General features: G+C 53.0%; 12 protein-coding genes. 11 read left to right on the top strand and 1 reads right to left on the bottom strand.

What is annotated here, in order from left to right:
• The first annotated feature begins 169 nt into the window (after positions 1–169).
• From H4V96_RS17605 to H4V96_RS17555, 11 genes are all read left to right on the top strand, one after another.
• Positions 170–1,741, top strand: coding sequence for a hypothetical protein (locus tag H4V96_RS17605; RefSeq protein WP_280721081.1), 1,572 nt, complete (start codon positions 170–172; stop codon positions 1,739–1,741).
• Positions 1,742–1,761: 20 nt separating this feature from the next.
• Complete coding sequence (rfbF, locus tag H4V96_RS17600) at positions 1,762–2,535, top strand: glucose-1-phosphate cytidylyltransferase (RefSeq protein WP_196854636.1); 774 nt, start codon at positions 1,762–1,764, stop codon at positions 2,533–2,535.
• A complete protein-coding gene (gene rfbG, locus H4V96_RS17595; protein ID WP_196854637.1) occupies positions 2,532–3,605 on the top strand; it encodes a CDP-glucose 4,6-dehydratase in 1,074 nt (357 codons plus the stop codon). Before rfbF ends, rfbG begins: the two co-directional genes overlap by 4 nt.
• 31 nt (positions 3,606–3,636) lie before the next feature.
• Entirely contained in the window at positions 3,637–4,965 is a 1,329-nt protein-coding gene (gene rfbH / locus H4V96_RS17590) for a lipopolysaccharide biosynthesis protein RfbH (RefSeq protein WP_280721080.1), read from the top strand.
• Positions 4,966–6,804, top strand: a complete 1,839-nt coding sequence (locus H4V96_RS17585; protein ID WP_280721079.1) for a thiamine pyrophosphate-binding protein — start codon at positions 4,966–4,968, stop codon at positions 6,802–6,804.
• Between the two features lie 189 nt (positions 6,805–6,993).
• Positions 6,994–7,890, top strand: a complete 897-nt coding sequence (locus tag H4V96_RS17580; RefSeq protein WP_196854639.1) for an acetaldehyde dehydrogenase (acetylating) — start codon at positions 6,994–6,996, stop codon at positions 7,888–7,890.
• A gap of 1 nt (position 7,891) precedes the next feature.
• Positions 7,892–8,917: a 4-hydroxy-2-oxovalerate aldolase gene (dmpG, locus tag H4V96_RS17575; RefSeq protein WP_196854640.1), complete on the top strand. Its 1,026-nt coding sequence runs from the start codon at positions 7,892–7,894 to the stop codon at positions 8,915–8,917.
• Position 8,918: 1 nt separating this feature from the next.
• Positions 8,919–9,974: an SDR family oxidoreductase gene (locus H4V96_RS17570; RefSeq protein ID WP_196854641.1), complete on the top strand. Its 1,056-nt coding sequence runs from the start codon at positions 8,919–8,921 to the stop codon at positions 9,972–9,974.
• A gap of 4 nt (positions 9,975–9,978) precedes the next feature.
• Entirely contained in the window at positions 9,979–10,926 is a 948-nt protein-coding gene (locus H4V96_RS17565) for an NAD-dependent epimerase/dehydratase family protein (RefSeq protein ID WP_196854642.1), read from the top strand.
• The gene (locus H4V96_RS17560) at positions 10,923–11,327 is read left to right on the top strand and encodes a GtrA family protein (RefSeq protein WP_196854643.1); all 405 of its coding nucleotides are present in this window, start codon (positions 10,923–10,925) and stop codon (positions 11,325–11,327) included. The genes H4V96_RS17565 and H4V96_RS17560 overlap by 4 nt, the downstream gene beginning before the upstream one ends.
• 4 nt (positions 11,328–11,331) lie before the next feature.
• Positions 11,332–12,267, top strand: coding sequence for a glycosyltransferase (locus H4V96_RS17555; RefSeq protein WP_196854644.1), 936 nt, complete (start codon positions 11,332–11,334; stop codon positions 12,265–12,267).
• 160 nt (positions 12,268–12,427) lie between these two features.
• On the opposite strand, the gene H4V96_RS17550 is transcribed toward H4V96_RS17555, so the two are convergent.
• Entirely contained in the window at positions 12,428–14,377 is a 1,950-nt protein-coding gene (locus H4V96_RS17550; protein ID WP_196854645.1) for a nucleoside-diphosphate sugar epimerase/dehydratase, read from the bottom strand.
• Positions 14,378–14,430 lie beyond the last annotated feature (53 nt).

Below are 14,430 nucleotides of genomic sequence, written 5' to 3'. Positions count from 1 at the left end.
CGTTATTTTTGAATATTAAAGGCGAAGTCCAGTGGCGATAAGAAAAAAAAGTAAAATATTTGCGGATATTTTTAAATATTCCATCCCTATATGGATCTTGTGTCTATCCTTTGCTTACTTTTTATTTCTCCGAAGGCAGTTTTCCGAGATATTTTTCGAGTCGCAGTTTTTGCACGTCGACTTTCTTGATGAGTTGATTCGTGGAGATGTTTCATTTAAATCCTTCTTTACTGTTTTTGCTGAGCACTTATTTCCTGGATATAATTTAATCCTTGCATTAAACTATTATGCATTTGATGTTTGGGGTGGTTTTGATCCTGCCGTGTATGGTATTTCACTTGCTCTTTGCTGCATTGCCCTTGTTTTTTCGACGAAATACTCTGAGTTGGGGAACACAAATTTAGGGCGTGCCTTTTTGGTAGTGGCGACATTGCTGTTGTTTTCTACTACGAATAATCCGCAGTGGGGAATGGCGCTGGCAGCAGCAGTCGGCGTCCCCTTGTTTTTATTTGCGATATATTTTTTTTCCCGCTCCTTTGATGTAAATAAAAATGTCAGCATGTATTTTTATCTGTTGATGCCCCTGGCGATAATTTTTTTCCTAGGAGGTTATGCAGTTGGCGTTGCTGGGGCAGTTGGTTTAATGTGTATGGCTCAAGTGATAAAAAGTCGTTCGGTTGATAAAAAAATTATCGTGGCATTTGCCGTCCTGGCGCTGTGTATTGCCTTGTACGTAATTATTTTGACACAGTATGGTGTTTTGCTAAAAAACAAGCCGACTGGGAAGACGTTTGATTTTTTCGCAATCCTGAAGTTTGCCTTGACAATGGCAGGTGCAAGCGTACTGGGTAAGGCAGTTTTTGAAGCCTCGCCGCAATTCTGGCCCTATTATCTTTGTGGCTTTATTTTGTTTTTTTGGACTATCTTTTTGTATAAGAATTTTATACGAGACCCAAAGAAGGGAAGACTGTTTTTTCTGGCAATATCAGCTTACTCCATTTCTAATATCCTACTTATTTCCCTATTCCGTTTTTCTAATGGAATTGAAGGGGCGTTGGGTCAATGGTATAATGTCCATACGAAACTAATGGCCGTTTCTGTTTGTTTTTATTTGTTTTCGACGATTAAATGGAGGCGGATTGATATTCGTGATGTCTGTAAAGTCGTATCCCTAGCGATTATTGTCTTATTTGCCGTGTTCGGATATTACCGAGATTGGAATAAATCAAAGTATATTTCAAACTGGAAGCAACAGTTTGTGGCGCAGGCGCCATTGCTTTTGGTGTTTCCAGATGTGCTCAAGGATAAGACGAATTTAATGAATACCATGTTGTGGAATTATGATGAGGCAAGAAAGGGAGTGAGGATTCTTTATGATAATAATTTGTCCATGTTTCATTTTGAGAATAAAGAGCCGGTTATTGCTGGGCGGGCGAGCGATGGTTGGTTGATGGCTGACCAGCCGATCACCATACTTTGCCCTGTTGGCACCAAGGCGATTGATTTCAAAATATGGCGCCCTGAAATTTCACTGTCATCGACAATAGTTGTTAGAAGTGAGAATAATAAAAATAATAGAATTGTTGGGAATGAACAATTGCATTTTAACCTGATCAATGAAAGACCTATTTTGTTGCTGGATGCTTCGAATGAAGCTGTATCGCAGCCAATTATTTCTGGTGGAGATTCTAGGAAGTTGGTTGCGATAGTTGGTAATGTTCATTGTTCTACGAATTCTTAACTATATAATACGGAAAATTTATGAAAGCAGTTATTCTCGCCGGCGGACTCGGTACCCGGATCAGTGAAGAAACATCGGTACGTCCGAAGCCAATGGTTGAAATCGGTGGCAAGCCTATTCTTTGGCACATCATGAAAACTTATTCCGCGCATGGCGTGAATGATTTCGTGATCTGCTGTGGCTACAAGGGCTATGTTATCAAGGAATACTTTGCTAATTATTTCCTGCATATGTCGGATGTGACGTTTGACATGGAACATAATAAGATGGAAGTGCATCAGCGTTATGCGGAACCGTGGAAAGTAACCCTGGTCGATACGGGCGAAGAAACCATGACCGGTGGCCGCCTGAAGCGCGTGGCGGACTATGTGAAGGACGAGGAGGCTTTCTGCCTGACGTACGGCGATGGCGTCAGCGACGTGAATATCAGCGAACTGATCGCTTTCCATAAAGCGCAGAAGGTCAAGGCGACGCTGACGGCCACCGTGCCGCCGGGGCGCTTCGGTGCGCTGGATATCCGCGGCAGCAAGGTCAACAGCTTCATGGAAAAGCCGAAGGGCGATGGCGCGATGATCAATGGCGGCTTCTTCGTGCTGTCACCGTCGGTACTCGACTATATCGAGGGCGACAAGACCCTTTGGGAACGCGAACCGCTCGAACGCCTGGCTAACGAAGGCGATCTGGCCGCGTACCAGCATCATGGTTTCTGGCAGCCGATGGATACCCTGCGAGACAAGATGTATCTGGAAGAATTGTGGCAGTCCGGCGAGGCGCCCTGGAAGGTGAAAAAATGAATGTGGATTTCTGGCGCGGTAAGCGCGTGCTGCTGACTGGCCATACCGGCTTCAAAGGCAGCTGGATGTCGCTCTGGCTGCAATCGATGGGGGCCAACGTGGTGGGCTATGCGCTGGCGCCGCCTACCCAGCCGAGCCTGTTCGAGGAGGCGCGTGTCGCCGAAGGCATGACCAGCGTGATCGGCGATATCCGCGACCTGGCTGCCTTGCAGGCGGTGTTTGCCGAGCATCGCCCGGAAATCGTGTTCCACATGGCGGCGCAGCCGCTGGTGCGCTATTCCTATGCCGAGCCGGTCGAAACCTATGCCACCAACGTCATGGGCACGGTCAATCTGCTGGAAGCCGTGCGCATGTCGCCAGGCGTCAAGGCGGTGGTAAACATCACGACCGACAAGTGCTATGAAAACCGCGAATGGGTCTGGGCCTACCGCGAAAACGAGCCGATGGGCGGCTATGACCCCTATAGCAGCAGCAAGGGATGCGCCGAGCTGGTGACGTCGGCTTATCGCTCCTCGTATTTCAATGCGCAGCAATACGACAAGCATGGCGTTGCGCTGGCGACCGTGCGCGCCGGCAACGTCATCGGCGGCGGCGACTGGGCGCTGGACCGTTTGATTCCCGATATCTTGTCCGCATTCGAGCAAGGCCGCACTGTCAACATACGCAATCCCAACTCCGTGCGCCCATGGCAGCATGTGCTGGAACCGCTGCGCGGCTACCTGGCGCTGGCCGAACGCCTGTACCAGGATGGTGTCGCTTTCGCCGAGGGGTGGAACTTTGGTCCGAACGAGGATGATGCCAAGCCGGTCGGCTGGATCGTCGAGAAGATGACCGCTTTGTGGGGCGAAGGCGCAGTGTGGCAAAATGACGGCGGCGAGCATCCGCATGAAGCGACTTATCTGAAGCTGGATATCTCGAAAGTCCGTGCGCATCTTGGCTGGCAGCCAGCCCTGCGCCTGGAAGCGGCATTGCAGATGATCATTGAATGGTCGAAGCAGCGGCAGGCCGGCGCGGATGTGCGCAGCCTGACCATGGCGCAAATTCAGTCGTACCAGAACATCAATAATTAATAATTATCAATATATAAGCAAGGTTATTATCATGACAGCTCCACAACAAACCAAAGAACAACTCCGCGAACAAATCCGTGAGCTCGTCGCCCAATATGGTGCGCTGGCCAGTGCCCCGCGCCCATTCGAGCCAGGTGTCACCGTTGTTCCACCCGCCGGCAAAGTTGTTGGTGCTGAAGAAATGCAGATGATGGTTGACGCTTCACTGGATGCCTGGCTGACCACCGGCCGCTTCAACGATGAATTCGAGAAGCGCTTGGCAAAGCTCATCGGTGTGGAATTCCTGATCACCGTCAATTCAGGTTCTTCGGCCAACTTGGTGGCGTTCAACACGCTGACCTCGCCAAAATTGGGCGCGCGTGCAATCCAGCCAGGTGACGAAGTCATCGGCGTGGCGGCGGGTTTCCCGACGACCGTTAATCCGATCCTGCAGTTTGGCGCCGTGCCTGTCTTCGTGGATGTGGAGCTGGGTACCTACAATATCGATGCCTCCTTGATCGAAGCCGCCATTACGCCGAAGACCAAGGCCATCATGCTGGCGCATACGCTGGGTAACCCATACAATCTGGAAGTCATCGTTGCGCTGTGCAAGAAATACAAGCTGTGGCTGATCGAGGATTGCTGCGATGCCCTCGGTTCGACCTATAACGGCCAGATGGTCGGCACCTTCGGCGACATCGGCACCTTGAGTTTCTACCCTGCGCATCACATCACCATGGGTGAGGGCGGTGCCGTGTTCATGAACGATCCCGAACTGAAGACAATCGCCGAATCGTTCCGCGACTGGGGGCGCGATTGCTACTGCGCGCCGGGCAAGGACAATACCTGCGGCAAGCGTTTCTGCTGCAAGCTGGGCACTCTGCCAGAAGGCTACGATCACAAGTATACCTATTCGCACCTGGGCTACAACCTCAAGATTACCGACATGCAGGCGGCCTGCGGCGTGGCGCAGCTCGACCGCGCGGCTAGCTTCATCCAAGCACGCAAGGATAACTTTGCTTACCTGAAGGACCGTCTGCAATCCTGTGCGGAATTCATGATCTTGCCTGAAGCGACTGAAAACTCGGACCCATCGTGGTTTGGTTTCCCGTTGACCTTGAAGCCAGAAGCCAACGTCAGCCGTGTCGACCTGCTGACCTACCTTGACCAGCACAAGATCGGTACCCGCCTGCTGTTCGCCGGTAACCTAACCCGCCAGCCATACATGATCGGCCGTAATTTCCGCGTGTCGGGCGAGCTGACCAATACCGACCGTGTGATGCACGATACGTTCTGGATCGGCGTGTTCCCAGGCTTGGCCCGTGAAATGCTGGATTTCACAGTTGCTAAAATGGAAGAATTTTTTGGTGTGGGGTTCTAAGTGATTGCAGAGCAAACAGTAGAAAAGATCAAGGTTAGCGAACTGATCGCTGCGGCGCTGGAAGAGTTGGGGATTGAGCATGCGTTCGGCATTATTGGCGCCGGTAACGTGCATTTGTTCGAAGCCATCTCACGGCGCGGCTATACCGAGATCGTCTGTGTGCATAATGAGCAGGCCGCATGCATGGCCATGCAGACCTATTACCGTACAAATGGTAAGTTGGCCGTGTCGCTGCTGACTACCGGTGCTGGGTCGACCAATGGTGTGACCGGCGTGGTTTCCGCCTGGGCTGATTCGATTCCCGGAATTGTTATTGCTGGTAACGAGAATTCCCGCTTCACCAAGCCTGAAAATACGCTGCGGATGTGGGGTGTTCAAGGCTACGATTCGGTACAGATGGTGAGTCAGGTAACCAAGTATGCGCAGCGGGTCATGCAGCCGGAGCAAGCGGTCTACGAGATCCAGAAGGCCGTGTATATAGCATTCGATCAGCGCCCTGGTCCTTGCTGGATTGAAATCCCAATGGATATCCAGTCCAGCCGCATCACTGCACAGAGCGCTGCCCAGTTTGTGGCGCCTGACGTGAAATCGCCTGTGTCCACCGGGCTGTCTGAGCAGGTCGACAGCGTTGTCGAGGCATTGTTGTCGGCCAAGCGTCCGCTGCTCTGGCTCGGCCATGGCATACGCCTTGCCGGTGCCGAAGCCAAGATTGTTCCTCTTCTGGAGCAATTAGGTGTTCCGGCCTTGGTTTCATGGGCAGGTATCGACATGGTTGACTCGAAACATCCGCTAGTGTTTGGCCGAGCAGGTGTGTATGGGCAGCGCTCTGCCAATTTCATCTTGCAGAACTCGGACTACCTGTTGACAATCGGCACGCGTCTCGCCATTCCTCAGATTGGCTACGACTTGTCCGAACTGGCGCGCGGTGCCCGTATCGACATCGTGGATATCGATGCCCAGGAAGTCCGCAAGCACCAGGCGCGCGCCATCCAGATGCTGGTTTGCGATGCCAGCGATTTCATAGATATGCTCACCGAGCGCTTGCAGGAGCGCGTCATGTCCAGCCACGGTGAATGGTTGGCCATGTGCCGCAACTATCAGGAACAGTTCCCCTGGGTTGGTATTGAACACGCGGATCAGGGCGAGTTCATGAATTCCTACCGCTTTATGGAACGGCTGAATGGTTTCTTCAAGAAGGATCAGATTGTTGTGACCGATATGGGCACCGCTTTGTTGTGCGCACACCAGGCCTTGCATATTGAAGACGCCCAACGCCTGATGACGTCCACCGGACTTGGCGAAATGGGCTATGGATTGCCTGCTGCTATCGGCGTTGCTTTCGCGACAGATCGTGGTGAAGTGATGTGCTTGAATTGTGATGGCGGCATGATGCTCAATTTGCAGGAGCTGCAAACGATCGTACATTATCGTCTGAAAGTGAAGTTGTTTATCTTCAATAATGATGGCTATCTCATGATTAAGCATACGCAAAATGCTCTGTTCAAGAGCGGTTATGTCGGCACGGACAAGTCGTCCGGCGTCTCTTGCCCCGATTACTCGAAGATTGGCGCTGCATTCGATATTCCTACCTTCCAGATCAGAACATGGGATGAATGCGATACGACGCTTGAGAAAGTACAGGCAGCCGACGGCCCTGTCATTTGTGAAGTATTCATGCATCCCGAGCAGGTCTTTTCGCCGAAACTGTCTCTGGTATCGCGCGAGGATGGTAGCCTCGTGTCGCCGCCGTTGGAGGATTTGTCGCCATTGCTGCCGCGTGCTGTGCTGGAGCGTGCAATGCTCGACGGCATGCATGAAAAGTCGAAGTCGCTCGGTTAAGCGTTACTGTCATAACAAAGCGGGCGCGAGGAGGCTCGGCTAATCACTGGGGCGGGGCGCCGACTGTCTATGCTGTGGTAAGCATCGCAGGCCGGAAATACTGGTATACGACAGGTTTTGATTGATCTGGTAAGCGAGTTATTGCTTGAGACGAGCCACAGCACTATTTATAGAATATATGGGATTACGATGACCTCATCGAAAAAACTAAAACTGGCAATAATCGGGTCGGGAAATATTGGCACGGATTTGCTGATCAAGGTAATGCGTTCGGAGAACCTGACCTGCACGTTGTTTGCTGGCCGTAATTTCAACTCGGCGGGAATGAAGCGGGCGAATGCGCTCGGCGTACCGATTTCCGACCGCGGCATTGAAGCTATTGTTGCCGATCCATCGATTTGCGATCTGGTCATCGACTGCACCTCGGCGCAAGCGCATGTCGAGCATTGGGCAATCCTCGAGCGGTTGGGCAAGACGGTCATTGACATGACGCCGGCCAAACTCGGCGAGTTTTGCATTCCCGCCATCAACGCATCCGAGTGCGCGGAAGGTAGCGGCGCCCGTAACATCAACATGATCACCTGCGGCGGCCAGTCGTCGATTCCGATTGCCTACGCGCTGTCGCAAGTGCATCCGGATATCGAATATATCGAAGTCGCTTCCAGTATCGCCTCCCGCAGTGCGGGACCGGCCACGCGCTATAACCTGGACGAGTATATCGAGACGACGCAGGATGCATTACGCAAGTTTTCGGGTGCCAAACGCACCAAGGCTATCCTGATCCTGAATCCAGCCAATCCGCCGATTGATATGCAGACCACCATTTATGCCAAAATCAAGGAACCGAATATCGCTGCTCTGCAGGCATCGGTTGCCTCCATGGTAGACCAGTTAAAGCAATATGTTCCAGGTTATAAGCTGATTGTGCCGCCCACCTTCGAAGGTGGAAAAGTAATCACTACCATCAAGGTGCTGGGCGCGGGGGACTATCTGCCGCAATACGCCGGCAATCTGGATATCATTAATTGCGCTGCAATCGCGATGGCAGAGCTCATCGCCAAATCTGAAATTTCCCGGGAGGTCTGATATGACCAAGAAAAAAATTCTGATTAGTGACCCTACGTTACGCGATGGTAACCATGCAGTGCGCCATCAATTAAGCCGCGATAGCTTTGTCTCGTATTGCAAGGCAGCCGAAGCTGCTGGTGTGCCAATTATCGAGGTGGGCCATGGTAATGGCCTGGGCGCATCGTCGCTGCTGATTGGAGAATGTCTGCTCAGCGATGCCGAGATTTTCGAGGCATCGCGCGCGAACCTGGTCAATACCCGGTTGGCGATCCATGTCATTCCAGGTTTTTGCACCATCAAGTCCGATCTGACCAAGGCGCTGGAAGCCGGCGTCGACGTCTTCCGCATTGCCTCGCATTGCACGGAAGCCGATGTGACCGACCGGCATATCGATTTTGTACGCAAGGCCGGTAAGGAAGCCTATGGCGTGCTGATGATGAGCCATATGGCGACGCCTGCCGTTTTACTGGAAGAAGCGCGCAAAATGGAATCGTACGGCGCGGAAGCCATCGTGATCATGGATTCGGCTGGTGCGTATTTCCCCAGCGATGTGAAGGAACGTGTCTCGACCTTGGTTGATGGTTTGTCGATACCCGTCGGTTTCCATGGTCATAATAACTTGGGCATGGCGGTCATCAACTCCGTAACGGCCATCGAGGCAGGTGCAACGATACTAGACGGCACCATCCGTGGCTTTGGCGCCGGCGCCGGCAATACCCAGCTGGAAGTGCTTGTGGCTGTTCTTGACCGCCTGGGCTACGAAACAGGGATTGACCTGTATAAAATTCTTGACGCAGCCGACATTGCCGAGAGGGACTTCAATCCGATCGCACCGAGTATTTCGCCGTTGTCGATTGTTAGCGGACTGGCCGGTGTCTTCTCTGGCTTCGCCAAGCCAGTCGGCCGTGCCGCGCAAGACTATAACGTCGATCCGCGCGACATCTTCTTCGGTTTGGGCAAGCGAAATGCAGTCGCTGGGCAGGAAAGCTTGATTATCGAGGTCGCGCGGGATCTGGCCGCGCAGAATGCTGCTAAGAGAGTCTAATATGGCTACCGATCGTTTTGAGGAAATTCGTCAGGATTGTCTCCTGGCCAGTGCACATCAACCAGAACTGCGCGCCCGGCTCGGGCGCCAGCATCTCGCTATCACAGGCGGTACCGGTTTTCTGGGAACTTGGATTGCGGAAACTATTAAAGCCCTGAATGACGAATATGATTTGGGAATTACTCTGGATCTGTATGCTCGAAACGTCAACGAGTGGGCGCAGCGCTATCCGCATTTGTCGGGCCGTCCGGAGATTCGTCTGGTGTCGCAGGATGTGCGCTCGCCATTCGAGTATGCGCGGAACACGAATTTCGTGATCCACGCGGCGGGCATCCCGAACAATCGCGTGCACGCGTCCGATCCCCTGCGTGTACAGCAAACGACATTGCTCGGTTTGAATAATGCATTGGAAGCGGCAACCAAGCTCGATAACTTAAACCGGTTTTTGAATGTCAGTTCATGCTTGGTCAGCGGTACACCGAATCGCCCGGGGGCATTGAGCGAAAATGAGTATTTCCCCAGTCCTTGCGGCCAGGTGCATACGGTGTACGCTGAATCGAAGCGGGCGGCTGAAAGCCTTGCAGCGATTTATCGCAGCCAGCTGCGTTTGCCGGTGAGCACAATTCGCCCATTCACGTTCGCTGGTGCATATCAATCGTTGGATCGGCCATGGGCCATCAATAGCTTCCTGCGCGACGTGCTGACCGGTGGTGAGATTCGTATTCACGGTGATGGCAGGGCACGCCGCAGCTATCTGTATGGCAGTGATGCAGCGTGGTGGACACTGGCGGCCTTAGTCAGTGGCGTGAATGGCCAGGTTTACAATATCGGCAGCCCGACGCCAGTTAGTCACCTGGAGCTTGCGCGCATGATCATCGGCCACAGCGGTACGCGTTCTGAGGTGTCGCTGAATACAGCACCTTCCAAGCCGGGCCAACTGGATGACCTGTTCCCTGATATTAGCATTACGTACAATAGCCTGGGTGTCATACAGACCTGTACGCTGGAGCAAACTATCGACAAAACATGGCGCTGGTTTGCCGAAGTGACGAGGTGAGTTAATGCACCTTGCTATTTTGGGGGCAACCAGCCAGATTGCAAAAGACCTGATCCTATCATTCATGGCGGACGGTCAGCATGAACTGTCATTGTTTTCGCGGCGCCCGGAGGCGATAACTGCCTGGCTGGAAGCGAATAAGCTGGATGCTTCTGCGCTGCATAGTGCTGCGTTTGAAGACTTCAACGAGGGAGCAGAGTATGACGCGATCATCAATTTCGTCGGTGTGGGAAATCCCGCCCAGGCCGTGCAGATGGGCGCGTCGATTTTTGACGTGACCTTGAAGTATGACGCTATGGCTTTGTCCTATTTACAAAACCATCCGCATTGCCGCTATATCTTCCTGAGCAGTGGCGCAGCCTATGGCAGCAGTTTTCAGGAGCCTGTCACGCGCAGCAGCCAGGCAATTGTGGCGCTGAACGATTTTCAGCCGCATGACTGGTACGCGATGGCAAAGCTATACGCGGAGTGCCGCCATCGCGCGCTGCCGGATCATGCAATTGTTGACGTTCGCGTCTTTAATTATTTTAGCCGGACGCAGGATATGTCGGCGCGCTTTCTTATTAGCGATATATTGCGTGCCATTCGCGATGGAAGTGTGCTCATGACATCGGCTGATTATATTGTTCGAGATTATATGAGTGCGGCCGATTTTGCACAACTGGTGAGTGCGGTTCTGAATGCGCCACCTGAAAATGCCGCGCTTGACTGTTATAGCCTTGAACCTGTCGACAAGCCTGCCTTGCTGGCGGCAATGCAGGAAGAATTCGACTTGAAGTATGAAATTACCAGGAGTAGCGTGGCGGTAAATGCTACCGGTGGCAAGCCTTATTATTACTCATTAAACAAGCGCGCTGCGGATTTTGGATATTGTCCAAGTACGACCTCCTTGCAGGGGGTGCTGCAGGAGGCGCGTGCGATCTTGTCCGTACCTGGCGAGGCCGCCGTTTGAACGCCCGCGGCCCCAACCTTCTGGCCAAGTTGCAAGATCCGAAAATTCTGAGATTCCTGTTCGCGGGTGGCTTGAATACGGCATTTGGTTATGCTGTCTACGCGCTTTTATTGCTGCTTGCTCTGCCTTATCTGCTTGCCTTGTTTCTGGCAACTGTTGCGGGTGTGATCTTTAATTACTTTTGCTTTGGACGTGTAGTCTTTCAGGGGCGAACCAGCTGGAATGTATTTTTTCGATTCATTCTGGCTTACTCGGCTATCTATGTCGTCAATGCTGGTTTTTTGATGCTGCTGGCACGAAATTTCTCATTGGGGCCATATGCTGGACAGATTGTTTGCATACCGTTTAGCATAGCATTGAGCTGGGTTCTGATGAGCCACTGGGTTTATAAAAAGGATTGATGTAATGTCTGAAAAGAAATTAATTAGCATTGTGACACCGTGTTACAACGAAGAAGAAAATATCGACGAGTTGTACCAGCGTGTCGCAGCCGTGATGGCGACCCTGCCCTATGAGTATGAGCATATCTGTATTGATAATGCATCGACCGACGGCACGGTAAAACGCATCAAGGAGCTTGCTGCGAAGGATAACAGAGTAAAGCTAATCGTCAATGCGCGGAACTTTGGGCATATCAAATCTCCCTATTACGGCATGTTGCAGTCTAACGGCGATGCTTGCGTGCTGATAGCCTCCGATTTGCAGGATCCTCCGGAAATGATCGCGGAGTTCGTGAAAAAGTGGGAAGAGGGCTACAAGACGGTGCTGGCAGTGAAGCCCGAAAGCGAAGAATCCTCGCTGATGTTCTTCCTGCGTAAATCATACTATCGTCTTATCTCCAAAATCTCAGACGTGCCATTGGTGCAAAATGCCACTGGCGCCGGCCTGTTTGATCGAGCAGTGATCGATATCTTGCGTAAAATTGATGATCCTTATCCTTATTTCCGCGGCTTGCTGTGTGAAATCGGTTTTTCCGTGGCGACCGTCCCATTCAAACAGCCACGCCGGCAGCGCGGTATTACAAAGAATAACTTCTATACTTTGTATGACATCGGCATGCTGGGGATTACCAACCATTCCAAGGTGCCGTTGCGCCTGATGGCAATGAGCGGATTCTTTCTTGCGTTTATGAGCTTGCTGGTGGCATTCATGTTTTTTGTTGCCAAGCTGCTGTTCTGGGATTCGTTCAAGCTGGGAACTGCACCCATCCTAATCGGTATTTTCTTCTTTGGCGCCATCCAGGCTTTCTTCATTGGCGTGCTGGGGGAATATATTGGTTCCATCCATACGCAGGTGCGTAAGATGCCGCTGGTGGTGGAGCTGGAGCGCGTGAACTTCTAGTGTCCAGTACTTCAGTCGGTATGCAGGCACGTGTGGTGCGTGCCTCCAGTGCCAGTCATTCTGGCAGTGTCGTGTGCGCCAGGGCGGCGCAGGTCATGCCCCGGCGCACTCCTCTTGAAGGGCACCGGCACACCGTGAATGGCGTGCGGGATATCTCTTCCTAGCGTAGTTGATAGCGTGGATTCTCCACCACCTTGATGTCTCGCTGCGCTTGCGCGAGCTGATTTTTTTTGCTCCAGATCAAATCCTCAATCCCGCATTGCGGCGCATATTCCTGCACCGCCAGTAGCAGCAGGGCGCGCAGTTCTTCGTAGTTGAAGTCCGTGCAGGCCAGTTGCATGTCGCTTAGGATAGTGCGCAGTTCAGACCACGGGATCTCCGCCTCTTGGGCGCGCATGATCAAGGGGTGTTCCGTGCCTTCTACGTTGTTGCCAATCAGTAATTCCTCATACAGCTTTTCTCCCGAGCGCAAGCCGACATGCTCGATCTCGATGCCGTCCGGCGCCGATTTGCTGCGCACTTCCAGTCCGCTTAGATGGATCATGCGGATGGCGAGGTCCATGATCTTGACGGGATCGCCCATGTCGAGCACGAAGACGTCGCCGCCTTCGCCCATGGCGCCTGCTTGAAGGACCAACTGTGCCGCTTCGGGGATGGTCATGAAATAACGCGTGATTTCCGGGTGCGTCAGGGTAATCGGCCCGCCCGCTTCAATCTGCTTGCGGAACAGAGGCACGACCGAGCCGGACGAACCCAGTACGTTGCCAAAACGGACCATGCAAAAACGCGTGTTGGCTTGTTCGCGCGCAAACGCTTGCAAGATCAGTTCAGCCAGGCGCTTGGTGGTGCCCATCACGTTGGTGGGGCGCACGGCCTTGTCCGTGGAGATCAGCACAAAATTTTTGACACCCGCCGCCATGGCCGCCTGGGCGATACTGAGCGTGCCGAATACGTTGTTGCGCACGCCGTCGATGGGATTGAATTCCACCAGGGGCACATGCTTGTAGGCGGCGGCGTGGTATAGGGTCTCGACCTCGAAGCTGGCCAGGATGGTCTTGCATTTTTCCGTATCGAGCACGCTGCCAAGGAATGGCAGCAGCTCGATATCCAAGCCCCGCAGCAGCTTGATGTCCTTGAGTTCCTGCTTGATCGAATACAGGGCAAACTCGGACATTTCCAGCAGAATCAGGCGCGTCGGGCGCAGCTTGATGATCTGGCGGCACAATTCTGAACCGATGGAACCGCCGGCGCCCGTCACCATCACGGCCTTGCCGGTGATGCAGCGGGCGATCAGGGCCGGGTCCGGTGTGACCTGGTCGCGCCCCAGCAAATCGTCGATTTCGATGTCGCGCACGTCCTGCATGCGTAATTCGCCATTGAGCAGGCTTTCCACCGGCGGCGCCACCTTGACCTTGACCTTGTGGTTTTCAACGATGTGCAGGATATGCTTTTGCTTGCCCTTGTTCAGCGAGGGCATGGCGAGGAAAATCTCTGTGATCTTGTTTTTCTCGATGACTTGCTGCAGATCCGTGGTCGCGTAGACTTTGATGCCGGAAATGGTGGCGCCATGCAGTTCCTTCATGTCGTCGATAAAGGCCACCGGCAGGTATTCCTGGCCTGCGCGCAGGGCGTTCGCCAGCTGGCTGCCGGCCTTGCCTGCGCCATAGATGGCTACGCGCACGACGTCCGTTTCCTTGTTTGAATTGAGCAGCATGCCCCTGGCGAGGAAACGGCTGGCCACCACATAGGTAATCGCGCTGACCCAGTAAATGCCGAAGACGCCGCGCGAATAGCCCTGCATGTGGGTGGCAAACGCCGTCATGGCCACCAGCAGCGCAACGGACAGGGTCACGCCGAGTATGACGACATAGACGATTTTCTGGTCGATGAAACGGATGACGGCACGGTATAGTCCCAGGCGGATGAAGATCGGGATCGAGACCAGCGGCGTGGCGATGATCAGCCACAGGTATTGCGTGAGCAACTCCCGATTGAGGACATCGTAGCGCAAGGCGATCGCCAGGAAAAAGGTCAGTGGCAAAAAGAACAGGTCCAGCGTGGAGGCCAGCAGTTTCTTGTGCAGTCGGGAAAAGCCAAGGAATATTTTCATGTTTGGGGCGAATAATTGCTCGATCGGTTACAGCGCGATGAATGACAGGGCCG

Origin of the sequence: Janthinobacterium sp. CG_23.4, from assembly GCF_029892305.1 — a bacterium.
GTDB classification, from domain to species: Bacteria; Pseudomonadota; Gammaproteobacteria; order Burkholderiales; family Burkholderiaceae_D; genus Janthinobacterium; species Janthinobacterium lividum_D.
The sequence above is the reverse complement of the archived record's forward strand: the minus strand, read 5'-3'. Positions and strand labels throughout refer to the sequence as shown.

Bases quoted from the DNA above. Each gene is read 5' to 3' on its own strand.
- rfbF (WP_196854636.1), top strand. From the start codon at position 1,762: ATGAAAGCAGTTATTCTCGCCGGCGGACTCGGTACCCGGATCAGTGAA.
- rfbG (WP_196854637.1), top strand. From the start codon at position 2,532: ATGAATGTGGATTTCTGGCGCGGTAAGCGCGTGCTGCTGACTGGCCAT.
- rfbH (WP_280721080.1), top strand. From the start codon at position 3,637: ATGACAGCTCCACAACAAACCAAAGAACAACTCCGCGAACAAATCCGT.
- H4V96_RS17580 (WP_196854639.1), top strand. From the start codon at position 6,994: ATGACCTCATCGAAAAAACTAAAACTGGCAATAATCGGGTCGGGAAAT.
- dmpG (WP_196854640.1), top strand. From the start codon at position 7,892: ATGACCAAGAAAAAAATTCTGATTAGTGACCCTACGTTACGCGATGGT.
- H4V96_RS17570 (WP_196854641.1), top strand. From the start codon at position 8,919: ATGGCTACCGATCGTTTTGAGGAAATTCGTCAGGATTGTCTCCTGGCC.
- H4V96_RS17565 (WP_196854642.1), top strand. From the start codon at position 9,979: ATGCACCTTGCTATTTTGGGGGCAACCAGCCAGATTGCAAAAGACCTG.
- H4V96_RS17555 (WP_196854644.1), top strand. From the start codon at position 11,332: ATGTCTGAAAAGAAATTAATTAGCATTGTGACACCGTGTTACAACGAA.
- H4V96_RS17550 (WP_196854645.1), bottom strand. From the start codon at position 14,377: ATGAAAATATTCCTTGGCTTTTCCCGACTGCACAAGAAACTGCTGGCC.